Annotated in this window: 19 protein-coding genes; 12 read left to right on the top strand and 7 right to left on the bottom strand. The window is 66.8% G+C overall.

From position 1 onward, the window contains the following. Nucleotides 1-10: 10 nt before the first annotated feature. The 4 genes from C404_RS54840 to C404_RS54825 all read left to right on the top strand — a co-directional run bounded on the left by C404_RS54840 (nt 11) and on the right by C404_RS54825 (nt 4,554). A complete protein-coding gene (locus C404_RS54840; protein WP_021197334.1) occupies nt 11-292 on the top strand; it encodes a DUF2160 domain-containing protein in 282 nt (93 codons plus the stop codon). 161 nt (nt 293-453) lie between these two features. Beyond that, nucleotides 454-2,190 (top strand): ABC transporter substrate-binding protein, encoded by a 1,737-nt coding sequence (locus C404_RS54835; protein WP_021197333.1) that lies wholly within the window; start codon nt 454-456, stop codon nt 2,188-2,190. 114 nt (nt 2,191-2,304) lie between these two features. Beyond that, nucleotides 2,305-3,804 carry a glycerol kinase GlpK gene (glpK, locus tag C404_RS54830; RefSeq protein WP_021197332.1) on the top strand — a complete coding sequence of 500 codons (1,500 nt, stop codon included), beginning with the start codon at nt 2,305-2,307 and terminating at the stop codon, nt 3,802-3,804. A 123-nt stretch (nt 3,805-3,927) separates the two neighbouring features. Beyond that, nucleotides 3,928-4,554, top strand: a complete 627-nt coding sequence (locus tag C404_RS54825) for a DUF1415 domain-containing protein (protein ID WP_021197331.1) — start codon at nt 3,928-3,930, stop codon at nt 4,552-4,554. 262 nt (nt 4,555-4,816) lie between these two features. Here C404_RS54825 and C404_RS54820 read toward each other — a convergent pair whose 3' ends face one another. Continuing rightward, nucleotides 4,817-6,430: a glucan biosynthesis protein gene (locus tag C404_RS54820; RefSeq protein ID WP_021197330.1), complete on the bottom strand. Its 1,614-nt coding sequence runs from the start codon at nt 6,428-6,430 to the stop codon at nt 4,817-4,819. A 214-nt stretch (nt 6,431-6,644) separates the two neighbouring features. Between C404_RS54820 and C404_RS54815 the strand changes: the two genes are divergently transcribed. From C404_RS54815 to C404_RS54805, 3 genes are read left to right on the top strand one after another with little or no spacing between them, the layout of a single operon-like run. Beyond that, nucleotides 6,645-7,889 carry an AGE family epimerase/isomerase gene (locus C404_RS54815; RefSeq protein WP_031330126.1) on the top strand — a complete coding sequence of 415 codons (1,245 nt, stop codon included), beginning with the start codon at nt 6,645-6,647 and terminating at the stop codon, nt 7,887-7,889. Nucleotides 7,890-7,897: 8 nt separating this feature from the next. Beyond that, a complete protein-coding gene (locus C404_RS54810; protein ID WP_021197328.1) occupies nt 7,898-9,199 on the top strand; it encodes an MFS transporter in 1,302 nt (433 codons plus the stop codon). Nucleotides 9,200-9,246: 47 nt separating this feature from the next. After that, the gene (locus tag C404_RS54805) at nt 9,247-10,011 is read left to right on the top strand and encodes a GNAT family N-acetyltransferase (RefSeq protein ID WP_031330123.1); all 765 of its coding nucleotides are present in this window, start codon (nt 9,247-9,249) and stop codon (nt 10,009-10,011) included. Between the two features lie 6 nt (nt 10,012-10,017). Here C404_RS54805 and C404_RS54800 read toward each other — a convergent pair whose 3' ends face one another. Continuing rightward, nucleotides 10,018-11,205 (bottom strand): ABC transporter substrate-binding protein, encoded by a 1,188-nt coding sequence (locus C404_RS54800; protein WP_031330122.1) that lies wholly within the window; start codon nt 11,203-11,205, stop codon nt 10,018-10,020. 200 nt (nt 11,206-11,405) lie between these two features. Between C404_RS54800 and C404_RS54795 the strand changes: the two genes are divergently transcribed. Further along, entirely contained in the window at nt 11,406-12,206 is an 801-nt protein-coding gene (locus tag C404_RS54795; RefSeq protein ID WP_021197325.1) for an AraC family transcriptional regulator, read from the top strand. A 50-nt stretch (nt 12,207-12,256) separates the two neighbouring features. Here the strand turns inward: C404_RS54795 and C404_RS54790 are convergent, their stop codons facing one another. Beyond that, entirely contained in the window at nt 12,257-13,555 is a 1,299-nt protein-coding gene (locus C404_RS54790) for an ATP-binding protein (protein ID WP_021197324.1), read from the bottom strand. Nucleotides 13,556-13,558: 3 nt separating this feature from the next. Then, a complete protein-coding gene (locus C404_RS54785) occupies nt 13,559-14,290 on the bottom strand; it encodes a response regulator (RefSeq protein WP_031330120.1) in 732 nt (243 codons plus the stop codon). A gap of 203 nt (nt 14,291-14,493) precedes the next feature. Between C404_RS54785 and C404_RS54780 the strand changes: the two genes are divergently transcribed. Further along, the gene (locus tag C404_RS54780; RefSeq protein ID WP_231973111.1) at nt 14,494-15,315 is read left to right on the top strand and encodes a MipA/OmpV family protein; all 822 of its coding nucleotides are present in this window, start codon (nt 14,494-14,496) and stop codon (nt 15,313-15,315) included. Nucleotides 15,316-15,327: 12 nt separating this feature from the next. On the opposite strand, the gene C404_RS54775 is transcribed toward C404_RS54780, so the two are convergent. Continuing rightward, complete coding sequence (locus C404_RS54775) at nt 15,328-16,248, bottom strand: alpha/beta hydrolase family protein (RefSeq protein WP_021197321.1); 921 nt, start codon at nt 16,246-16,248, stop codon at nt 15,328-15,330. A gap of 115 nt (nt 16,249-16,363) precedes the next feature. Between C404_RS54775 and C404_RS54770 the strand changes: the two genes are divergently transcribed. Both C404_RS54770 and C404_RS54765 read left to right on the top strand, forming a co-directional pair. Then, complete coding sequence (locus tag C404_RS54770; RefSeq protein WP_021197320.1) at nt 16,364-17,302, top strand: helix-turn-helix domain-containing protein; 939 nt, start codon at nt 16,364-16,366, stop codon at nt 17,300-17,302. Between the two features lie 90 nt (nt 17,303-17,392). Further along, on the top strand, nt 17,393-18,196 hold the full coding sequence (locus C404_RS54765; RefSeq protein WP_031330118.1) for a PepSY-associated TM helix domain-containing protein: 804 nt from the start codon (nt 17,393-17,395) through the stop codon (nt 18,194-18,196). 12 nt (nt 18,197-18,208) lie between these two features. Here the strand turns inward: C404_RS54765 and C404_RS54760 are convergent, their stop codons facing one another. Beyond that, the gene (locus C404_RS54760) at nt 18,209-19,072 is read right to left on the bottom strand and encodes a MurR/RpiR family transcriptional regulator (RefSeq protein ID WP_021197318.1); all 864 of its coding nucleotides are present in this window, start codon (nt 19,070-19,072) and stop codon (nt 18,209-18,211) included. A 285-nt stretch (nt 19,073-19,357) separates the two neighbouring features. Here C404_RS54760 and C404_RS54755 point away from each other — a divergent pair, with 285 nt between their 5' ends. Then, complete coding sequence (locus C404_RS54755; RefSeq protein ID WP_021197317.1) at nt 19,358-20,413, top strand: porin; 1,056 nt, start codon at nt 19,358-19,360, stop codon at nt 20,411-20,413. 282 nt (nt 20,414-20,695) lie between these two features. Here C404_RS54755 and C404_RS54750 read toward each other — a convergent pair whose 3' ends face one another. Beyond that, nucleotides 20,696-22,966: a mechanosensitive ion channel family protein gene (locus C404_RS54750; RefSeq protein WP_031330117.1), complete on the bottom strand. Its 2,271-nt coding sequence runs from the start codon at nt 22,964-22,966 to the stop codon at nt 20,696-20,698. Nucleotides 22,967-22,968 lie beyond the last annotated feature (2 nt).

The following is a 22,968-nucleotide window of genomic DNA, read 5'->3' as shown; positions in this document are numbered from 1 at the left end:
AGACACAGCCATGTTCAGCTGGATGGCCTGGACGCCCGAAGTGGCGACTTTCTTTGCCTGCATCGCGTTGATGCTGGCCAGCATGACGGTGTGGGAAGTGACCCGCCCGACCGTGGAGCGCAAGGGCTTCCTGCCGATTGCCACCACGCGCGGCGACCGCCTCTTCATCGGGTTGCTGACCGCCGCCTATATCAACCTGGCATGGGTCGGACTCACGTCAGAAGAGACCGGTGCCTGGGGCGGCTTCATCGCCTCGATGGTGGTGCTGGTCCTGATCATGTGGCGCGGTTGACGCGCAATCGGTTTCGTAGGTCCGGAGGCGTCAGTACGGGTTGACGCTTCCACGCCCAAATGACGTACGGGCACAGGCATTCCATCACGCTCCCCGCGTCGGAATGCCGGATGTTTTCGCTGCGGGGAGAACAACAAGCCAACAAGCACGAGGAGATACCAATGAAAACATCCTGGCGCATGACGCTTCAGTTCAGTGCCATTGCACTGGCAAGCGCCCTGGCGGTCGGCGCAGCACACGCCGGCGAAGCCGAAGCCAAGAAGTGGGTCAGCAGCGAATTCCAGCCCAGCACGCTGTCGCAAGACAAGCAGATGGCGGAAATGAAGTGGTTCATCGACGCCGCGGCCAAGCTCAAGGCCAAGGGCGTGACCGAGATCCACGTCGTGTCGGAAACGCTCGACGTGCACGCCTATGAATCGAAGACGCTGGCCAAGGCCTTCGAAGAGATCACCGGCATCAAGGTCAAGCACGACATCATGCAGGAAGGCGATGTCGTCGAAAAACTGCAGACCTCGATGCAATCCGGCAAGAGCATCTATGACGGCTGGATCTCCGACTCCGACCTGATCGGCACGCACTACCGCTACGGCGTCGTGATGCCGCTGTCGGACTACATGGCCGGTGAAGGCAAGGAGTTCACCAACCCGGGCCTGGACCTGAAAGATTTCATCGGCACGAGCTTCACCACGGCATCGGACGGCAAGTTGTATCAGCTGCCCGACCAGCAGTTCGCCAACCTGTACTGGTTCCGCGCCGACTGGTTCGCCCGCAAGGACTTGCAGGAGAAGTTCAAAGCCAAGTACGGCTACGACCTGGGCGTGCCCGTCAACTGGACGGCCTATGAAGACATCGCCAACTTCTTCACGAACGACGTGAAGGAACTGGACGGCAAGCGCGTCTACGGCCACATGGATTACGGCAAGAAGGATCCGTCGCTGGGCTGGCGCTTTACCGATGCGTGGCTGTCGATGGCCGGCTCCGCCGACAAGGGCATCCCGAACGGCCTGCCCGTCGACGAATGGGGCATCCGCGTGGAAGGCTGCGCACCGGTGGGCGCCTCGATGTCGCGTGGCGGTGCCACCAACAGCCCGGCTGCCGTGTACGCCCTCACCAAGTACATCGACTGGATGAAGAAGTACGCCCCGCCCGAGGCGACCGGCATGACCTTCAACGAAGCCGGTCCGGTGCCCGCACAAGGCCACATCGCCCAGCAGGTGTTCTGGTACAGCGCCTTCACCGCGCCGATGACCAAGCCGGGCCCGGTCGTGAACGCGGATGGCTCGCCCAAGTGGCGCATGGCGCCGTCGCCGCACGGCCCGTACTGGAAGGACGGCATGCAGAACGGCTACCAGGACGTCGGCTCGTGGACGTTCTTCAAGTCCACCCCGTTCGAGCGCCGCTCGGCTGCGTGGCTGTATGCCCAGTTCGTCACGTCGAAAACCGTGTCGCTCAAGAAGTCGATCACCGGCCTCACCTTCATTCGTGACTCCGACATCCACAGCGACTACTTCACCAAGAACGCAGCCAAGTACGGCGGCCTGATCGAGTTCTACCGCAGCCCGGCCCGCGTGGCCTGGACGCCGACCGGCAACAACGTGCCCGACTATCCGAAGCTGGCCCAGCTCTGGTGGAAGAACGTTGCCACGGCCGTGACCGCGGAGAAGACCCCGCAAGCCGCCATGGACAACCTGGCCAAGGAAATGGACCAGGTAATGGGTCGCCTGCAGCGCGCCGGCATGAAGAACTGCGCGCCCAAGCTGAACCCGGAAAGCGATCCGTCCAAGTGGCTGTCGACTGAGCACGCCCCGTGGAAGAAGCTCGACAACGAGCGTCCGAAGGGCGAGACGGTGGCCTACGACAAGCTGCTGGCCGCCTGGAAGGAAGGCAAGGTTCGTTAATTTAGGTCTCCGCCGGATCGACTCACCCTCGACCGGCGGGCTACCATGCCTGCTTCCGTTTCACCCACCGCCGGGCCAGTTCACGCTGCCCCGGCGGCTTACTGAATCTGTCTTATGGAATACCTCCTCGCGCTCGACCAGGGCACGTCCAGCTCACGTGCCATCGTCTTCAACCGTGCCGGCCAGATCGTGGCCAGCGCCCAGCAGGAGTTTCCGCAGCAATTTCCGCAGCCCGGCTGGGTTGAGCACGACCCGTTCGACATCTGGAACAGCCAGCTCGCCACCTGCCGCGCCGCACTCGAACAAGCCAAGCTGACGGCCGCCGACATGGCCGCGCTCGGCATCACCAACCAGCGCGAAACCACCGTGGTGTGGGAACGCGCGACCGGCAAACCCATCTTCAACGCGATCGTGTGGCAGGACCGCCGCACCGAGAGCATCTGCGAACGCCTGCGCGCCGAAGGCCTGGAAGACGAGGTGCGCAAGCGCACCGGCCTGGTCATCGACCCGTATTTCTCCGCCACCAAGCTGCGCTGGATTCTTGACCACGTCGATGGCGCCCGCGAGCGCGCCGCCCGTGGCGAACTCGCCTTCGGCACCGTCGACAGCTGGATCGTGTGGCAACTCACACGCGGCCGCCTGCACGTGACCGACGTGTCCAACGCCTCGCGCACGATGCTGTGGAACATCCACACCGGCGAGTGGGATGAAGACCTCATGCGTGCGCTCGACATCCATCCGAGCCTGCTGCCGGAGGTGCACCCGTCTGCGTACCAGTTCGGGCAGACCGATGCCGACTGGCTCGGCGCCTCGCTCACCATCGGCGGCATTGCGGGCGACCAGCAATCGGCCCTCTTCGGCCAGGCCTGCTTCAAGCCCGGCATGGCCAAGAACACCTACGGCACCGGCTGCTTCATGCTGCTCAACACGGGCGACAAAGCGGTGCAATCGCACAACGGCCTGATCAGCACGGCCGCCTGCCAGAGCAGCACCAAGCGCAGCTACGCGCTGGAAGGCAGTGTGTTTGTCGGCGGTGCGGTGGTGCAGTGGCTGCGCGACGGCCTGCGCGCCATCCAGCGCTCGGCCGATGTGGAAGGCCTGGCCGCCTCGGTGCCCGATTCTGGCGGCGTGGTGTTCGTGCCTTCGTTCACCGGCCTCGGTGCGCCGTACTGGGATCCGACCGCGCAAGGTGCCATCGTCGGCCTGTCGCGCGGCACGACCATCGGCCACATCGCCCGGGCCGCGCTGGAGTCGATCGCCTTCCAGAGCACCGCGCTGCTGCAAGCCATGACGCGCGATGCGGTCTCCACCATCTCGGAGCTGCGCGTGGACGGCGGTGCCTCGGCCAACAACCTGCTGCTGCAGTTCCAGGCCGATCTGCTGGGCATCCCGGTTGTGCGCCCCGAGATCATCGAGACCACAGCGCTTGGCGCCGCGTACCTCGCCGGCATCGCCACCGGCTTCTACCGTGATGAAGCGGAGGTCGCGCAGCAATGGCGCGCCTCGCGCACCTTCCACCCGGTCATCAGCCGGGATGAAGCGCTCAGCCGCATCGCACAGTGGGAAATGGCGGTCGCACAGGTACGCCTGCCCACGGCTTCGCGCGGGCACTGAGCGGCCCTCCATCCGGCACGAAAAAGGCGACTCTCGGGTCGCCTTTTTTATCGTGCAACCCGTACAACCGGTGCGCGCAGGTCATCGACTACACTGCGCGCTGGTTTCCCCTCCGCTTGCGCCGTGTCCGACTCCGCTCTCGATTTCATCCTGCTCGACCCGCCTGCCGACGCCCTGTCGCTCAGCAATGAGGCGGCCGCCGACCATGTAGCAAACGTACAGCGCTGGCTGGAAGACGCCGTGATCGGCCTGAACCTGTGCCCGTTCGCCAAGGCCGTGCACGTCAAGCGCCAGGTGCGGTACGTAGTCAGCCGCGCCACGATGGACGGCGACGTGCTCGACCACTTGCGCGCCGAAGCCGAGCTGCTGCACACCACGCCCGCCGCTGAAATCGACACCACATTGCTGCTCGTTCCCGCGCTGGCCGACTTCTTCGACTTCCACACCCTCACCGAACGCGCCGAAGCGCTGCTCGCCAAAGCCGGCTTCGAGGGCGAGCTGCAACTCGCCAGCTTCCACCCCGATTTCGTCTTCGCCGATGCCGACCCGGACGACATCGCCAACGCCACCAACCGCGCCCCCGCCCCGATCCTGCACCTGCTGCGCGAAGACAGCATCGCCCGCGCCGCCGCAGCCGTACCCGATGCAGCGGACATCTACGAGCGAAACATCGCGACGATGGAACGGCTGGGGCCGGAAGGTTGGGCGGAGATGGTGGCGAAGTTCAGCGAGAAGCCGCACCACGATTAAAGTCCAGCGACCGCGCTAATGCCCAGACGGTGTGGCCGTACCTTGCCCTAGATGGCGCCTTGGATTTTTGTTGCGGGGAGGATGAAGGAAGGAGCCTTGTCTGAGCGCAGCGAGTTTGGCTCCTTCCCCTCCCCGCGACACAAATCCAAGGCGGGGGTCGCCATCTCGGGCGCGCCTTCTTTTGCTTACTTTTCTTGGCAAGACAAGAAAAGTGAGTCGGCCCCGGCAGGGGACGAAACATCAGCAAACCACCAACAAAAAATCAAACAGCCCGATCCCCCGGCGGCGTCCACTGATACATCCACGTCTCAGAAAGCAACCGCTCCCCCGATTGCAATGTCAGCGAAAGATCAATCGGCGCATTGCTCGCATCCGGCACCACATCAAACATCGCCCGCACCCCATCGATACTGGCCAGCGGCCGCGCCGAAGCAATCTCCACCCGCCCCCGCGAGGCACGGATGACCGGCTCGACGGTCGACCCCGCCGTGCTGCGCCCCAACCGCGACAACTCCCCACCCGCAAAATCGACCACAAAGCGCCAGGAGAAATACTTACGCGGTTGCCCGACCACGCCGCCGATCCCCGTGCGCGTTGCCACCACCCGCGCCAACGGCGAAGCGGCGGCAGGCTGCGCGCCCCAGGTCAGCCGATAGCCGAAGGCCAATTCCTGCCCAGCCTGCGGCGCCACGGCCGGCCGCCAGAAGGCGACGATGTTGTCGAAGGTCTCGTCATTGGCCGACAGTTCGACCAGCTCGATCGCCCCTTCCCCCCAGCCATGCGTGGGCTCGACCCACACGCTCGGGCGCTTCTCATAGAACACGCCGTCGTCCTGATAGTGATCAGGGTTGCGATCGCGCTGCAGCAGGCCGAAACCGCGTGGGTTGTCGTCGGCAAAGCGCTGGCTGCGCAGGATGGGCGGGTTGGCCAGCGGCCGCCAGATCCATTCGCCCGAGCCACGCCAGATGGCCAGACCATCGGAATCGTGGATCTCGGGCCGCCAGTCCGAGGCACGCCAGCGGCGGGCAGCGCTGTGGCGATCCCCGGCGCGGTCGGTGCGGTCGTTTTCGCCGTAGAGGAACATGCTGGTGAGCGGCGCAATGCCCAGCCGCTCGATCGGCTTGCGGACGAAGAGCGAGGCCTGCACGTCCATCACCAGGGTGTCACCCGGGCGGATGTCGAAGCGGTAGACCCCGGCCACGCTGGGCGAATCCAGCAGCGCATAGACGCGCAACACCTCGGCATCGGCCGGCGGGCGCACCAGCCAGAACTCGGTGAAATCCGGAAACTCCTCGGCACGCGGCAGACCGGTATCGATCGCCAGCCCGCGCGCCGACATGCCGTATTGCCACTGCCCACCCACGGCGCGGAAATAGCTGGCGCCCAGGAAGGCCGCCACATCGCGCGTCGGGTCAGCCTTGGTGGTCAGCCGAAAGCCGGCAAAACCAAGGTCAGCCGGCAGCGACTGGTGATCCAGCCCGCTCCGGCCGTAGTCGAACATGGCCGGGTCATAGGCAATCAGGCGCGCCTGGCCATCCACCACCTCGTGCATGCGCACGGGTGACTTGAAGAACAGCCCCAGGTGGAAGAAACGCGCCTCGAACGGCAGGTGCTGCCCGGCCCAAAGGGCGTGGTCGGCGCGGTAGCCGATGGATTGGTAGCCGTCCCACCCGAGCGTGGCCAGCGGCGCGGGAAGCTGCGTGCTGCGCGGCCGATAGGGCCGGGCGGCCAGCGCACGAGCACGCGCCAGCAGGCGGGTTTCATCAAACGGTTCCGGAGCGCCGAGCGGGCTGCCGGCGGCTGCGCTACGGGACAAACCGGGGGCCAGGGCAAGCAGCCCGGCGGCCAACTGCTTGAGCAGGTCGCGACGATGCATGGATCAAGGCGAAGCCAGGGGTGAGCCATCTTCGCACAAACACCCGCCCAGGCAGCATCCCGCAAGAAACCTTTCATTGGACCCACAACCCTTCACCAAAACCGGGATTGGGGCCAATCCGCGTGGCGCCTATTCTTCAATTGGCGCACAATTCAGGCCCCGCCGAGCGTTGGCCCGGCTGTCCGGTGTTCCCGCCACGATCCTCACGGCGCACATGTTTCCAACGTTTTCCACGTCTTCGCTGCCTGACACGGCTCAATCGTCCGATGTGACGGTCGCGCTGGAGGCATTCGACCGTTTCTACGACGACGTCCTGCTGCCCATGTGGCTCGGGCCCGGCTGGAACGCGCAGGCGGGCCTCTGCTATGAGGCGCTGATCGTCGAGAACGGCACGCTGGTGCCGGCGTCGACGTCGCGCTACCGAGCGATGGCCTGCGCGCGGCAACTGTATACATTGGCGCGCGCCACGCGGCTCTCGACGCGGCATCAGGCGCTGTGCGCCGAACGCGCCGCCGCGCTGTGTCACGCACTCGACACCCGCTTTCGCGACACCATCAACGGCGGCTGGTTGTTCTCGATCGACAGCGCGCTCGCCCCGCAGGACACCACCAAGGATCTGTATACGCACGCCTTCGTGCTGTTCGCGGCCGCCCACTGGCTGGCCGTGAGCGATGACCCGCGCGCCGCCGCCCTGATGGACGACGCGCACGAGGTGATCGCACGCCGCTTTGCCCGTGCGGGCACGGAGACGAATACCGCCGCCCTGCCGGTGGCGGCCATGGATGCGGCATTTGCCGTACCCCAGGCGGGCGTTGCGCAAAACCCGGTGATGCACCTGACCGAGGCCTACCTGGCCGCCGCCGCACTGGACGAACCGCCTGCCTGGGCCGAAGCCGGCGTGCGCACGCTGGCCGAGGGCATCCTCGCGCGCTTCATTGATGCGCGCACGGGCAGCATCACTGAATTGCCGGTCGACGAGGCCAGCCCCGACAACCGCATCGAGCCCGGCCACCAGTTCGAATGGTTCTACCTCGTACGTGCACACGCCGACGTGTTCGCCCGTTCCGATGCCGGCCGACACCTGGCCGAAACGCTCGGCCGCGCCGTTGATGCCGCCTGCAACCTGGGGGTCGACCCCCGCACACAAGGCGTGTGCCTCGCACTCGGCCTGGACGGCACGATGCGCGACCCCAGCCAGCGCATCTGGGCACAGACCGAATACGGCCGCGCCCTCGCCCTGTGCACTGAAACCCACGGCGCGATGCTCGCGCACATGCTGCCGACATGGTCCGCACGCTTTCTGCACGCGCACGGCTGGCATGAGGTGATCGATGCGACTAGCCAGAGCCTGCGCGCCGACATGCCGTCGAGCACCCCGTACCACATCACCACCTTTTACGAGGCGGCCCGTACCACCCTGTCCGAGTCACCTTCACGTTGTACCCAAGCTGTCGAGTGAGGCACCCCATGCATACCCATAACCCCAACGAATCCAAGGCCCGCGCCATCTTCCGGGTGGTCAGCGGCAACTTCCTGGAAATGTACGACTTCATGGTCTACGGCTACTACGCCAAGGCCATTGCCGACACATTCTTCCCCGCCGGCAACGAGTTCCTGTCGCTGATGCTGTCGCTGGTGACGTTTGGCGCCGGCTTCCTGATGCGGCCGTTGGGGGCGATCTTCCTGGGCGCCTACATCGACCGCCACGGCCGACGCGTGGGCCTGATCGTGACGCTGGCGCTGATGGCGTGCGGCACCTTGCTGATCGCACTGGTGCCGGGCTACGCCACGATTGGCTTGGCGGCGCCGCTGCTGGTGCTGGTCGGGCGCCTGCTGCAGGGCTTCTCGGCCGGCGTGGAGCTGGGCGGTGTGTCGGTCTACCTGGCCGAAATCGCCACCCCGGGCAAGAAGGGCTTCTTCGTGAGCTGGCAATCGGCCAGCCAGCAGGTGGCGGTGATGTTTGCCGCGCTGCTGGGCGTGCTGATGTCGGTGCTGCTGCCGCCGTCTGAGATGAGCGCATGGGGCTGGCGCGTGCCGTTCATCATCGGCTGTCTGATCGTGCCGTTCCTGTTCATCATCCGCCGCTCGCTGCAAGAGACGGAAGAGTTCCAGAAGCGCAAGCACCGTCCGGACCTGGCCGCCGTGTTCCGCTCGATGGGCCAGAACTGGCGCCTGGTGGGTGCCGGCACGCTGATGGTGGTGATGACCACGGTGTCGTTCTACCTGATCACCGCCTACACGCCGACCTTCGGCAAGAGCGTGCTGCACCTGTCGGACATGGACAGCCTGATCGTCACGCTGTGCGTGGGTGCGTCCAACTTCTTCTGGCTGCCGGTGATGGGCGCGGTGTCTGACCGTGTCGGCCGCCGCCCGCTGCTGATCCTCTTCACCGTGCTGATGCTGGTGACCGCCTATCCGGCGATGGTGTGGCTGGTGAGCGAACCGTCGTTCGCCCGCATGCTGACGGTGCTGCTGTGGCTGTCCTTCCTGTACGGCAGCTACAACGGCGCGATGGTCGTCACGCTCACCGAGATCATGCCGCCGGAAGTGCGCACCACCGGCTTCTCGCTGGCGTACAGCCTGGCCACAGCCATCTTCGGCGGCTTCACCCCGGCGATTGTCACGTGGCTGATCCACGAGACGGGCAACAAGGCGATGCCGGGCGTGTGGGTGTCGTTTGCGGCGCTGTGCGGGCTGATCGCCACGCTGGCCATCGTCAAGCCGGCCGGCAAGCACGTGCACGGCGCAGGCACGGCCCCCGCTGCCTGATCGCCACGATGCAGAACCCGGGCGGCGTACATGGCAACCGGAGCGACATGGTCGCGATTGAGCACGCCGGCTTTGCCGCGCTGCCGCCCGAACACAGTATCGAAGACGGCCCCTGGGTGCTGCGCATGGCGGGGGGCCTGGCCAAACGGGCCAACTCCGCCAACCCGCGCGCACCGGGCGCCGCACTGGATGCGGATCGCCTGAACCGCATCGAAACGGTCTACCGCCACGCGGGCTTTCCGCCCATCGTGCGCGTCACGCCACTGGCCTCGCCCGAGGCCGATGCGCTGCTCGAAGCGCGCGGCTACCGCATCACCGACCGCAGCCTCGTCATGACCGCGCAGTTGGCGCCCGGAGGGCCGGCAGTGCTGCCCGACGGCATCACCGTCAGCATCGACACGACGATCCCCGAACCCTGGCATGACGCCTTCGCGCAGTTCGACGGGCTCGATGCGCGCGGACGCGCCACGCGCCGCGCCATGCTCGACGCGCTCGACCGCCCGCACGCGGCGATCACGTTGCGCGAAGCGGATGGCACCACGCTGGGAATCGGTTTGGCCGTGGCAGACGGCGCGTATGTCGGCCTGTTCGATGTGCGCGTGGCAAGCGCCGCGCGCGGCCGGGGGCTGGGGCGTGCCGTGACGGATGCGATGCTCGGCTGGGCGCGTACCCAGGGCACCGCTGGTACGCCGGTCACCGCTTATCTGCAGGTCAGCGCCGAGAACGTGCCGGCGCTCAGCCTGTATCGCTCGCTGGGCTTTGTCGAGGCCTACGCCTACCACTACCGCGTTGGGCCAGCGCAGCCGGCTTAACGCCGCTTACTGGATTACCAGTCCGTTCGGCCCGACCACGCCCAGCTCCACATAGTGCGAGCCCGGTCGCGTGCGATCGGAGAAATCCACCACAAACCCGCCGCCCACATCAAAGTTGCGCAGATTGGCCAGCTCGCGGCGCACCTGGTCGCGCGTCGGCTTGGGGCCGGCGCGGCGCACGGCTTCGGCCAGCACCTTGGCGGCCACAAAGCCCTCCACCGCGCGGAATGACAGGTCGACATCCTTGGCGCCCACCGCCGTGCGGGCGCGGTTGAACTCACGGATGACGGGGTTCACGCTCTTGCCCGGGTTGGGCATCACCAGCGCCAGCGAATAGCCGCGCACTGCCTCAATGCCCGCCACCTTGAGCAGGATGCCCGGATCGATGGACGACAGCCCCAGCAACTGCGCCCCACCGCCGCGCGCCCGGTACTGCTTGACGAACTGCGCGGCGGGCTCCGCCGTGGCGCCAAGAAAGATCGCCTGCACGTCCGTGCTCAGCAGCTTGTCCACCGCCGGGCCAACAGTGACCGTGTTGCGTTGGTACGAGGCCGTGGCGGCAATCGTCAGCTTGTACGGCTTGAGTGTGCGCTCCACGCCGGCCAGCGCCTCCTTGCCCAGCGCGTCATCCTGATACAGCACGCCGATGCGCGTCACGCCAATGGTGACAAGCGCGCTCACCATCTTGTCCATCTCTTGCTGGTAGCTGGCCTTGATGGGGAACACCAGCGGATCGCCGGTCATGCTGGATGCGCCCGTGGCAGGCCCAACCAGCGGCAGGTTGGCTTCAGCCAGCACGCCGTTGCGCATGAGCGCTTCCACATTGGCGGTGCCGACCACGGTAAGCGCGGCCACCGGCTTGTCGATCCTGGCCATGTCGCGCACGTTGCGCAGGGTCTGCTCGACCTTCTGCTCGTCGTCGCGGGCGACCAGGCGGATGGTTTCGCCGTTGATGCCGCCATCGAGATTGAGCCAGTCGAAGTAGAGCCGGGCGCCCGCATTGAGCGCGCGCCCCGTGGCGGCCTGTGAGCCCGATAGCGGCAAGGATTGGATGATGCTGATGTCAGCGCGGGCGGCAGACGCCGCGAGCACTGCGCACGCCGTCAGCGAGGCCGCAAGCGCGGCAGCCCACGGCCGGCCGCGCCAAGTCCTTCCGCGCGCCCCCCGGCTGCGCGTGTGATTTCCCGTTTGCATTGCTAGCACCCTTCACCGCCGCCTCGTGAGCAACGGCGTTATTGTCGAGGCCACCTGGGCGGCCCACTTTGTCGTTCTGGTTGCGCGAAACATAACTCGCGCGGGCGATAGCCTGCCATTGCGCAGGGGCTTCGACAAGTCCTGCCGGGGTCGTTTTAGACTCACTCGACCGCTTCTGTCGCAAACGCGCCCCACCTCCCATGCCGCAGCGCCTCCTGCCCACCGATATCGAAGGCCGTACCCCGCCCTCACCGGCGCATCCGGTGCGCCTGTACACGCGGCAGATGGAGGCCAACACGCGCTTCCCGCGCCATACGCATCCGTGGGCGCAGGTGGCGTACAGCCACAACAGTGTGCTGCGTGTGCAGGCCGGCGACACGGCCTGGGTGGTGCCGCCCTCGCGCGCCATCTGGATTCCGCCCGGTATCGAGCATGAGGTGTGGGTGGTCGAGGCGGCGTTCCTGCGCACCCTCTATGCCGACCCGTCCCTGGCGACGGGCACGCTGGCGCAGTGTCGTGTGATGGAGGTGTCGCCGTTGCTGCGCGAGCTGATCGCGGCGATGGACGTGCACCAACCGCTGCCGCCCGCGCGCGAGCAGGCGCTGGGCGCCCTCATCCTCGACGAAGTCCGCCACAGTGCCCCGCTGCCGCTGGATTTGCCCATGCCCACCGACAAGCGCCTGCGCGCGCTGTGTGAGCGCGTGATGGCCGACCCCGGCACGCCGCTGACCTTCGATGCCCTGGCCCGCGACGTGGGCGCCAGCGAGCGCACGCTGGCGCGGCGCTTTCGTGAGGAACTGGGGGTGAGCTTTTCGCAGTGGCGCCAGCAGGCGGTGCTCGCCAGCGCCATCCCGATGATGTCGAAGGGGGTGCCGCTCGCACGTGTGGCGCAGGCGCTGGGCTACAACAGCCAGAGTGCGTTCTCAGCTATGTTCCGGCGGGCGTTCGGACAGAGCCCGAGCGCGTTCCTGCACCGGCCGGGCTCGGAAGGCGACGCCTAGGGCCTGCCATCCAATCAAACGGGCTCGCGCGTTTGATTGGATGACCGGCCCTAGATCGGCGGCTCGCTCATCGCCGGCAGCAGCATCGCAAAGCGCGCGCCGCCGCCCTCTGCGGCATCGAGCCGGATTTCACCGCCGTGCACCAGCGCAATCCGGCGCACGATCGCCAAACCCAGGCCAAAGCCGCCAGTGTGGCGGTCGCGGCTGGCATCCAGGCGCAGGAACGGTTCGAACACGCGCGCACGATCGGGCGCGGGGATGCCCGGGCCGTCGTCTTCCACGGTCAGGCGCAGCGCACCGGCATGGCCGGTCTCCACCCGAACGGTGATGGTGTTGCGCGCATAGCGCGCGGCGTTGCGGATCAGGTTGAGCAGTGCGCGCGCCACCAGGCGCGGATCGCACACGTGGTGGGTGGGGGCGGCCTCGGTGTGCACGGCCAGCGTGAGCTGGCGGTCAGCCACGTCGTTGGCGACGCTGGCGACCACGCTGTCGAGCCACTCACCCACCGCCACGCGCATCAGCACGAGGTGCGTGGCGCCCTGCTCCAGACGGCTCAGGGCCAGCAGTTCGCTCACCAGTTCGTCCAGCTCGCGCACGTCACGGCGCAGGGCGTCCAGACGCAGGGTCCGCTGCGCCTCCGGCACCGGCGACTGTAGCAGCGCAATACCGAATTCCAGCCGCGCAATCGGCGTCTTCAGCTCGTGCGAGATGCCGTTCATCATCTCGCGCTGGTGCTGGATCGAACCCTGAATGCGCTCGGCCATGTCGTTGAACTGGCGGGCGAGGCCAAACACGTTGGAGCGCTTGTGCAGATGCGCGCGCGTCGACAGCTTGCCCGCGCCAAAACCGCGCGCCGCCGCTTCCAGCGCGCGCAGATCGCGCCAGTGCAGCCAGACCCAGGCCAGCAGCGGCAACAGCGCGGCAATGGCAATCAGCGAGTAGGCGATCAGCTGAATGCCGAGATACTCCATGTCCGCAGCGTAGGCGTGCAGCACCGTGCCGTCGCGCAATGGCAGGTAGTAGTCCTTGCCGTTGGTCATCAGGATCAGCTTGTGCTCGGCAAGATCGCGCCGCTGCTGGGCAGACAAGTCCGGCACGGTGTCCGGATCGACAAAATCGAATCGCTCCCACGCGTGCTCGTTCAGCCGCGCGAGCGCGGCGTCGCGGCCTGCCGGGCCGGCACGGTCCAGGTAGTCCTGCAGCGTAAAGGCGTAGCCCTTGCGCAATTCGCGCTCACCGTGTGTGAGGGTGTCGTGGAACATCCAGACGAACGACTTGTTGACGCCAATCAGCGCCAGCGCCGCCGCCAGCACCACCATGGCGTAGAGCTTCAATAAGGACTTGAGCATGCCTCAATCCTCCCAGGCCGACGGGCTGAACAGGTAGCCGCGTCCCCAGATCGTCTTGATCTTGTGCGGCTCGGGCGAGGCATCGCCAAAGCGGCGGCGCAGGCGCGAGATGCCGGAATCCACCGTGCGGTCCAGCCCGTCGAACTCGATGCCGCGCAGTTGCTTGAGGATGTCGTCGCGGCTGAGCACGGTGCCCGCGGCGCGCGCCAGGATCAGCAGCAGGTTGAACTCGGCCGTCTTCAGGTCGACCGCCTGGCCGCGCCAGGTGACGGCGCGATTGGGCGGCGAGATGGCCAGTTCGCCAAAGACGAGCGTGTCGTCGTGGGGCGCGAGCGGTTCCGAATTCGACATGGTCGGCAAGGCACGGCGCAGCAGCGCACGAGCCCGCGCCACCAGCAAGCGCGGCTCGATGGGCTTGAGCACGTAGTCGTCTGCACCAATCTCCAGGCCTGCCACCTGGTCGTAGGTATCCACACGCGCCGTCAGAATCAGCACCGGCACGCGTGAGAACCCACGAATGCGCCGGCACACTTCCATGCCATCCAGGTGCGGCAGCATCAGGTCAAGAATCACCAGCGCCGGCGCATGCTCGCGCACGGCAGCCACGGCGATGTCGCCACGGCGCACCACCTCAACCGCAAATTCGTAGTTGCCCAGGTATTCGCTGATGAGCTGCGCGAGACGGTCGTCATCTTCAATCAGCAGCACCTTGGTCTTGAGCGGTTCGTCGGTCATCGCCGTCATGGTCCGTTCGCCCCCGTTTTTCTTTTGATGGGGCGCAGTGTACGGCGACCGGCTTGCGAGTGGAGGGGGCGGCGAAACTTGCAAACACTCGCGCACAATTGCGCACAACTTCCCGGCAATTTCCAGACAGACGTGCGCGCGGCCTCTCGCCAGACTTCGGGCTCTCTCTCAAGAGATCCAACAAGAGGTCTATCGTGCTCAATCGTCTCTCCCTGCGTCTTGCTCCTCGCGTCTCCCTTCCATACCTGGTTCTGCTCTCGGGCATGTGGCTGCCGGCCGCCTCGGCGTATGCCGATGACGCGCCCAATGCGGCGTCGTACTCGCTGTCGCTCAACGCGGGCGTGGCACCGCGCTATCAGGGCGGCAAGCAGTACACCGTGACGGCCGGCCCCGGCTTCCAGGCGGATTTCGGCAACGGCTGGTTCATCGACCCGACCCAGGGCGGTGCGGGCTATGCCATCCGCTTCCTGAACGGCATGTTCGCGTCGGCCGCGCTGTCGTATGACCCGGGCCGCTCCGACACCAACCGCTTTGGCCGCCCCGGCTCGGACTACCTGAAGGGCATGGGCACAGTGAAGGGCTCGCTGCTGGGCGTGTTCACGGTGGGCGGCAAGATCGTCGGCGAGACCACCGCCACCGCTTCGCTGGAAGTGCCGATCACCAACCGCGAGCGCGGCTGGTCCGGCCATATCGACGTGGCAACGCCGCTGGCGAGCTGGGGGACCAGCAAGATCAGCGTGAGCCCGAGCCTGCACTTCGGCTCGCGCAAGTACATGCAGACGTACTTCGGGGTGACGCCGCAGCAGTCGGTCAACAGCGGCTTTGCGCAGTACGACGCGGGCAGCGGTCTGCAGGCCGCTTCGGTAACGGTGGCCTGGACGCACGCCTTCTCGCGCCACTGGGCCATGCAGACGGCGGTCGGCACCACGCGCCTGCTGGGCAACGCCGCCAAGAGCCCGATCGTGCAGAACAAGCAGAGCTACTTTGGCGGCACAGGCGTCGTCTACACGTTCTAAGGTCGCCCCAGCTCAGGCAAGCGCGTCGAGCCACGCCACCGTTTCGCGCCACCACGGCGCACCGGACGACGCGCGAAAAAAGCCCATGTGGCCGACGCCCTTGGCTGGCAGCGCGGCGCCGCCCACCTGCCGGCGCGTCACGCTGGCGGCGGGAAACTGCGCAACCAACGCATCGATGGCGCGGGCAGGCGCCATCGGGTCGTCATCGAAACCCCAAGCGAGCAGCGGCACCGCGAGCTTGGGGTAGCGAGAGGTATCCAGGCCCGTGCGCGGCGCGAACAGGTAACCGCGCTGCCGGGCAAAGCGCGCCCAATCGCCCAGAATGGCCGCCGGAATCGACATCGGCCCCATCCCGACGACAGACAGCGGCAGCGTGCCGCCGCGTACACGCGCCACCGCCAGGGGAATCCGCACGCGCAGCAGCCACGCCAGTTGCGGCCGGCTGAGCAGCCCACGCCAGGGCCACAGGCGCACATTGGCCAGCGATACCGCCACGTGTACCAGCGCATCGGCATGCACGATGTGCGGCGCCAACCCGGCCAACTGCCCGCCCGCGCTATGGCCGAGCACCACCAGCTTGCGCCCGCCACAGCCCTCGGGGACGAGCGTGTCGTGCACCCACTTGAGCACGGCGTCGATGTCGCGCCGGCCCCAGTCTGCAAAGCGCGGGGTGCCCGGGCCGGTAGCCAGCGCCTCCCCAATGCCGCGATAGTCGAACGTCACCACACGCCAGCCGGCCAGGCAGAGCCCGCGGGCAAACGCGCCATAGAACTGGTGCGGCACGCCCAGCGCCGAGCAGATCACCACCGTGCCATGTGCGCCCAGGCCGGGGCTCGTGACAGTCACGGGCAGCGTCCAGCCGTCGGCGGTGCGCACGTGGTCTTCGCGGGTGGGAAGCGCATCGGCGGGGTAATCGATCGGTTCGCGCTGCATGGGGCACTCCGCTCGGGGGTGTCGGGGATGCTGGCAGTATGGGCGGCAGGGGTGGCGGTCACAATTACGCGACAGGTAATCGCCGCACCTACCCGACTCTGCTTCAATAGGTGACATGAAACCCGCCCAGACCGCCCCCGCCGACAGTACCGCCGTGCTGGATGACGCCGACGCTGCCCAGACCGGCGCCGAGCCGCCCGAAGCCGCGCTGACCCGCTTCCCGCAGCTGCTGCGCTTCTGGCGCACCCGGCGCGGCTACAGCCAGCTGGCCCTGGCGCTGGCAGCAGGGGTGTCGCAACGGCACGTGAGTTTTCTGGAATCGGCGCGTGCGGCGCCCAGCCGCAACATGATCCTGCAACTGGCCGAAGAGCTGAATGTGCCGCTGCGCCATCGCAACCAGATGCTGCTGGCCGCCGGCTTTGCGCCCGCGTATCCGGAGCAAGGGCTGACGACGCCGCCTGACGAAAGCTCGCCGATGATGCAGGCGGTGCGCCACGCGGTGAAGCTGATCCTCGACAAGCAGGCGCCCTACCCGGCCATCGTGCTCGACCGTTTCTGGCACCTGCTCGACGCCAACGCCGCGCACCGGCGCCTGATGCGCTGGGCCATCGGCGACGACCGCTCGGAGGGCGGGACCGAACGCAACTCGGGCGCCGTCAACATGATGAAGCTGGTATTCGACCCGACCGGGCTGTGGCCGGCGATCGTGAACCGCGAAGAGGTCGGCCGCTACCTCGCCCGGCGCGTAAGGCAGGAACTGGCCCTGCACGCCATCGACCCGGCCACGCAGCGCCTGCTGCACGACATTCGTGCGCTGCAGCCCGCCCTGTTTGATGCAGCGGAAACACCGCCATCGCCCACGGCAACTGGCACCGGCGATCCGCTGCCCTTCCTGCCCGTGACCCTGCAGCGCGACGGCGTGACGCTCTCGCTGTTCACCACGCTCACCACGCTGGGCACACCGCGCGATGCGGGGCTGCAGGAAATGCGCATCGAGTGTTTCTATCCGGCGGATGAGGCATCACGCCGGGCGTTGGAGCGTATTACGTTGTAAACGCATACGCGTTGCAACGAGAATCATTCTCATTTATATTGACCGGTCGATTTGTCCCCCACCGGCAGCCACTGCGCTGCCATGTGCCTCATGACCGACCTGTCGCATCCCCCCCTTTCGGCCGAACCCGGCGTCAAGCCGGCGGCAAACGCCCGGCCGGCCAAAGCCCGCGCCGAACACCCCGCCAACCACCGCGCCACCCTGGTGCGCTGGCTGCGCAAGACACACGGCTGGTTCGGGCTGTGGGGGGCGGTGATCGGGCTGATCTTCGGCGTCTCCGGCATCTGGCTGAACCACCGCGCGGTGCTGAAACTGCCGGTGGCGCAACAGCGCACCAACACGCAGATCGCCTTGCCCGACCCGATGCCCGCCACGCCCGAGGCGATGGGAGCGTGGCTGCAACAAACACTGAACATTCAGGAACCCGCCAACCGCATCCGCGTGGAGAAGGCCAAGCCCGTGGCCTGGGCCGAGCGCCCGGCCAAGGGGGAGGGCCGCAAGGAAGGCAAGGAAGGTTCAGGGGACAGCGCTGCCAAGACCGAAGGCGACGCCTCGCGCGACACCGCCAAGCCGTTGATGCAGCCGGAGCAGTGGACCTTCAGCTTCGGCAATGCCACCACGCAAGTTCAGGCCGAGTACTGGGCCGGCAACCGCTCGGTATCGATCCGCCAGACCGACAACGGCTTCCTTGCCACGCTCAACAATCTGCACAAGGGCGTCGGCATGACGGTGCCGTGGATTCTGCTGGTCGATACGCTGGCCGGCTGCCTGATCTTCCTGTCGATCTCGGGCCTGTGGCTGTGGGTGCTGACCACCAAGCGGCGCACTGTCGGCTGGACGATCTTTGGGCTGGGCAGCCTGCTGACGCTTGGACTGGTGATCGCCCGGCTGTAACCCTCGCCCGCCTTACGGGCGGTCCACGCTCCGTTCTGTGAGCAACCGCTGGATCGCCCGCATGCGCGCCCGCACCATCTCGTCGCGGCGCTGCGCCACACAGGTCATCAGGATCTCGATGACCGTCAGATGCACGAGGTACGCCTCGGTGCCCACCCGCATCACCGCATCTTCCGGCACATCCACCGTCAGCGCGATCTGCGCGCACTCGGCCAGCGGCGTACCCGCCTGGGTAATGGCGATCACACAGGCGCCCTGCTCCGCCGCGTAGGCAATCGACTCCAGCAGGTACGGCATGCGCCCCACGTGCGAGAACGCCACCACCACATCCGACGCCCCTAGCGTTGCCGCCGACACCAACTGCAAGTGCGCATCAAAGTAAGCGTTGGACGCCAGCCCCAGCCGCATCAACCGTGACTGCATGTCGTTGGCCATGAATGACGAGGCTGCACCGGCGGCATAGCAATCGACGCGGCGCGCACGGGCGATGCGTTCTGCAGCAGCGTCGATGTGGGTGGCGGAGAGCGTGTCGCGCAGCCTTGCCAACGCCCGCGTGGCACCGTCGATGACCTTGCTGGCCACCAGCGCCGGCGGATCCGCCCGGCCGACGTGGCCCGGCAGCGTCGGCTGCGCGTGCGCCAGCTCGGCAGCCAGCGTGGCCTTGAACTCGCGCAGGCCCTCGAAGCCAAGCGCCTGGCACATCCGCACGATGGTCGGCATCGACACGCCCGCGCGCACGGCCAGTGTCTCCACCGATTGCTCCAGCGACAGCTCCGGCGCCTCCAGAATCAGCCGCGCCACCCCCTGCTGCGCCGGCGAGAGCGCGGGCAACTGGTCACGCAAAGCGTTGAGTACGGGCACGGAGAGCGAAGGCATGGCGGCGAGCGGTCACAGTCGGACAAGAGCGTCGCCAGTGTAGCGGCAGCCCCGTGCCGCACCGCTTGCCCGAGGGAAAACCCCCAAGAATCTGTAAATGCGCGGTTTACGCACGCTGCACAAAGACCGTGCGGGGCCCCAACCAGCGCGGCGTGCGCGGCGCTTTGCCGGTGCGCGCGTAACTTCAACCCTTACAGACACGACTTGCCCGAGAGTCGGCCCCCGAGCCAATCCGGAAACCCATTCCGGCCAACACAACAGTCGTTACGACAATAAGGGAGCCACATGACCACTTCGATCCGTTCCATTCCGCTGTCCGCGATCAGACTGACGGCACTGGCGGGCCTGCTTGCCTGCAGTACTGCGCACGCGCAATCCAACGTCACGCTATACGGCGTGATGGAAACCGGCCTGCGCTACAGCACCAACAACGACGCCGCCGGCCACGGCAAGGCAGAAGAGGTGGGCGGCTACTACAGCGGCAGCCGCTTCGGCATTCGCGGCTCGGAAGACCTGGGCAACGGTCTGAAGGCGGTGTTCCACCTGGTCAGCGGTTTCGCACCGGACACGGGCGTGGGCTCGACCAACGACATGGGCCTGGGCGGCTACAAACCCGTCACGCCGGCCACATCGCGCCTGTTCGGGCGTCAGGCCTACGTGGGCTTGGAGGGCGGTTTCGGCTCCCTCACGTTCGGTCGTCAGGAAAACCTGGTCTTCAACACGGCCGGCCAGTACGACGCGCTCTCCATCGGCAACCTGGGCGCGACCGCATGGCACGTCACCGCTACCGGCGTGCGCATCGACAACGCGGTCAAGTACGTGGGCGATTTCAACGGCTTGCGCCCGGGCGTGATGGTCGGCATGGGCGAACAGGCGGGTGCGTTCTCCGCCGGCAACTACAGCGCGCTGTCGCTCAACTACGCCAGCGGCCCGGTCACCGTGGGCGGCGCTTGGGAACAGCAGAAGGACCTGCTGTCCGTCGCCACCCGCACGTGGACGACGGGCGGCAGCGTGCAAGTCGGCCCCGCCAAGCTCATGCTCGGCTACATCAACTACCGCGACGGCACACCCACCAAGAACGACCTGATCCTGGGCGGCGTGAAGTACGACTTCAGCGGGCAATACAACCTGGTAGTGGGCGGCATGGCCACGCGCCAGCGTGACCCCGACGGCCTGCGCTACACCGCCTACGCGATCATGAATTACGTGGCCAGCAAGCGAACCTGGCTGTACGTCGGCCTGGACTACACCCACCAGAAAGATGCCGGCACCGTACTGGCCGCAGCGCTGCCGAAAGCGTCGCAGACCGGCGTCATGGTCGGCATGCGCCACGGGTTCTAAAACCAGGCAACGGCCACGCAAACCACCTCGGCGCCAACACCCGCGCCCAGACGGTGTGGCCGTACCCTGCCCTAGATGGCGCCTTGAATTTCTGTAAGCGGGCGGAAAAAAGACGGGGAACTGTCTGAGCGAAGCGAGTTTTCCCCGTCTCCGCCCGGTTACAGAAATTCAAGGGGAAGTCGCCATCTCGGGCGCGCCTCTCTTTGCTTACTTTCTCTGGCAAGACAGAGAAAGTAAGTCGGCCCCAGCAGGGGACGAAACAGCAGCAAACCACCAACGCCGTTAAGCAGGCGCCTCCGCAGGCGGCTCATTGGAAGCAGGCGCCACCTTCTCCCCACCCACCTGCGTCATCCACTGCTCAAACGCCGGCGACGTCCGCAACACCGTAGCCGGCGTCGCCAACGGCATCTTCGCCGCATCAAACGCATCCTTGAGCACAACGTTGAACGCGCGCAGCACCTCGGCCTGCTTCTGCGGCAGCGTCTTGAAGCGCCCCTTGACGACCATCGCACCGCCATTGCTGCTGTCAAAGCGGTCCAGCCCAAACACCTCGGCCCCACCCAGCAGCGTGTAGGCAAAGCGCGGCTCGCCGGCAATCTGGTCGGCGGCCGTGCGCACGAGGTCGATAGCCTTCTGCGGGTCGGCATCCATGGCAACACGCACCTCAAAGTCTGCAAACGAATAGTCACGCGAGAGGTTGCGCACGGTCTTGATCTGGCTGAACGGAATCGAATGGATCGCCCCCGTGCCATCGCGCAGTCGCACCGTGCGGATGGTCAGGCTGATGACCGTGCCGGTGGCCACACCCACATCCACCGTATCGCCCACGCTGATGGTGTCTTCCATCAGGATGAAGATGCCGGTAATCAGGTCCTGCGCCAGTGACTGCGCACCAAAGCCCACCGCCAGACCGATTACCCCGGCACCCGCCACCAGCGGCGTCACGTTCACGCCCAGGTTGGCCAGCACACCAATGGCGGCCGTCACGATCAGCGCGACTTTCAGGCCGTTGCGCAGCAGCGGCAGAATGGTGCGCGCACGTGTGCTGGGCTGCGCGCGCGACGTGGCCGGCGACAGCGCCCGCAGGATCGCCGTATCGAGCAGGATCCACGCAAGCCATGTGGCGAACACGGTGCTGATCAGCCCCGCCATCGCGTCAGCAATGCGCCGTCCGTTGACCGAGCTGTGCGTCACCTCCACCAGCGTGTGGCCCCACACACGCAGCACCAGTTCTGCAAAGACGATCCAGATGCCGAGCTGCACCAGCGCCGCGAAGAAATGCTTGAGCCGCTCCACATACGGCGACGTGCGCGTGAGCCGCAGGTGCGAGCGCCAACTCGCGCGCGGGCGCACCACCGCCGTCAGGAAGAACGCCGCCACCAGCAACAGCGAGGTCATCACCGCACGGCGCGAGATGGCATCCACGTTGTCGGGCATGGTGAGCGTGGCCGCCACCGTCACGCCCGCCAGCACCACCACCGGCACCGGCCACAGCGCGGCAATCAACCGACGGAGCTCATTGCCGGTGTGCTCGCCCTGACGCTGTTCCAGCGGCCGGTTGGTGATCAACTGACCGATCGGGCGCCGCACCCAAAGCGCGCCCACCGCCAGCATGATCGACGACACCGCATTGCAGACGGTCGACAGCAGCAGGCTGAGCGCACCGCCCAGCATCAGCGCCACGCGCGGGTCCAGCAGCGCATCGCCGCAGGCGCCCAGGCTGGCCGTCAGGAAGATCGGCCACATGCCGTGCTTGAGCAGGTACTCCACGGCCACACGCCGGTGCGCACTGCCGGCAAACAGCGAGAACAACATCGCCACGCCCGCCATGATGATCGCGCCCCACACGATGGCGTACGCCAGCACCACCGCCAGCACAAAGCCCGGCGTGGCCTCGTGCTCCCATCGCATCAGCACGGCAAACGACACGGCCCACGGGCCGATCTTGCGTAGCGCATCGACGAACAGTGCACGCGTGGTGGGGTGAGCGCCAAGCCCGGCCTTGATGCCGAGCAGGCGACGCAGCAACCAGCCCAAGCCGAGCAGTCCACCGGCAATGCCTGCCCACACTGCAACCGTGCCGGCAAAGTCAGTCACCACGCTCATGCGCCGCTCCGGTGCGGCGAGCAGGCTGGCGTTGCCGCTGGCGGCCTCGATACGGCGTAGCCAGTAGCGCGGCGCACCGGCTTCCACGTCGGCCTCAACCGAGCCGTTTTCGATAAGCGAGGCCACCGCGCCGAGCAGCCCCGGCGCCTGCTCGGCCTGCGCCTTCTGTTGCGCGGTCACACCGTCACGCAACTGCTTGAGTTCCCCCACCAGCGCGGCGCGCTGCTGATCGTTGTCGAGCAGCGTGATGACGGCATCGAGCGATTCGCGCGTCTGTGCAGGGGTGGCCGCCGGCGCGGAGGCGCTGCTCTCAGCAGCAGATAGCTTGGTCAGCTTGGAGAACGACACCGGCGCGGCATGCACCACATTTGGCGCAGCGCCCAGCGTCAGGAGAAACAGCCCGAGCAGCGGCAGCCGCCGCATCAACAACAGGAATTGGGTGCGCATGA

Origin of the sequence: Ralstonia sp. AU12-08, assembly GCF_000442475.1 — a bacterium.
Lineage (GTDB): Bacteria > Pseudomonadota > Gammaproteobacteria > Burkholderiales > Burkholderiaceae > Ralstonia > Ralstonia insidiosa.
This window is presented reverse-complemented; position numbering and strand designations above follow the sequence as displayed.

Bases quoted from the DNA above. Each gene is read 5' to 3' on its own strand.
- C404_RS54840 (WP_021197334.1), top strand. From the start codon at position 11: ATGTTCAGCTGGATGGCCTGGACGCCCGAAGTGGCGACTTTCTTTGCC.
- C404_RS54835 (WP_021197333.1), top strand. From the start codon at position 454: ATGAAAACATCCTGGCGCATGACGCTTCAGTTCAGTGCCATTGCACTG.
- glpK (WP_021197332.1), top strand. From the start codon at position 2,305: ATGGAATACCTCCTCGCGCTCGACCAGGGCACGTCCAGCTCACGTGCC.
- C404_RS54820 (WP_021197330.1), bottom strand. From the start codon at position 6,430: ATGCATCGTCGCGACCTGCTCAAGCAGTTGGCCGCCGGGCTGCTTGCC.
- C404_RS54815 (WP_031330126.1), top strand. From the start codon at position 6,645: ATGTTTCCAACGTTTTCCACGTCTTCGCTGCCTGACACGGCTCAATCG.
- C404_RS54810 (WP_021197328.1), top strand. From the start codon at position 7,898: ATGCATACCCATAACCCCAACGAATCCAAGGCCCGCGCCATCTTCCGG.
- C404_RS54805 (WP_031330123.1), top strand. From the start codon at position 9,247: ATGGTCGCGATTGAGCACGCCGGCTTTGCCGCGCTGCCGCCCGAACAC.
- C404_RS54800 (WP_031330122.1), bottom strand. From the start codon at position 11,205: ATGCAAACGGGAAATCACACGCGCAGCCGGGGGGCGCGCGGAAGGACT.
- C404_RS54795 (WP_021197325.1), top strand. From the start codon at position 11,406: ATGCCGCAGCGCCTCCTGCCCACCGATATCGAAGGCCGTACCCCGCCC.
- C404_RS54790 (WP_021197324.1), bottom strand. From the start codon at position 13,555: ATGCTCAAGTCCTTATTGAAGCTCTACGCCATGGTGGTGCTGGCGGCG.
- C404_RS54785 (WP_031330120.1), bottom strand. From the start codon at position 14,290: ATGACCGACGAACCGCTCAAGACCAAGGTGCTGCTGATTGAAGATGAC.
- C404_RS54775 (WP_021197321.1), bottom strand. From the start codon at position 16,248: ATGCAGCGCGAACCGATCGATTACCCCGCCGATGCGCTTCCCACCCGC.
- C404_RS54770 (WP_021197320.1), top strand. From the start codon at position 16,364: ATGAAACCCGCCCAGACCGCCCCCGCCGACAGTACCGCCGTGCTGGAT.
- C404_RS54765 (WP_031330118.1), top strand. From the start codon at position 17,393: ATGACCGACCTGTCGCATCCCCCCCTTTCGGCCGAACCCGGCGTCAAG.
- C404_RS54760 (WP_021197318.1), bottom strand. From the start codon at position 19,072: ATGCCTTCGCTCTCCGTGCCCGTACTCAACGCTTTGCGTGACCAGTTG.
- C404_RS54755 (WP_021197317.1), top strand. From the start codon at position 19,358: ATGACCACTTCGATCCGTTCCATTCCGCTGTCCGCGATCAGACTGACG.
- C404_RS54750 (WP_031330117.1), bottom strand. From the start codon at position 22,966: ATGCGCACCCAATTCCTGTTGTTGATGCGGCGGCTGCCGCTGCTCGGG.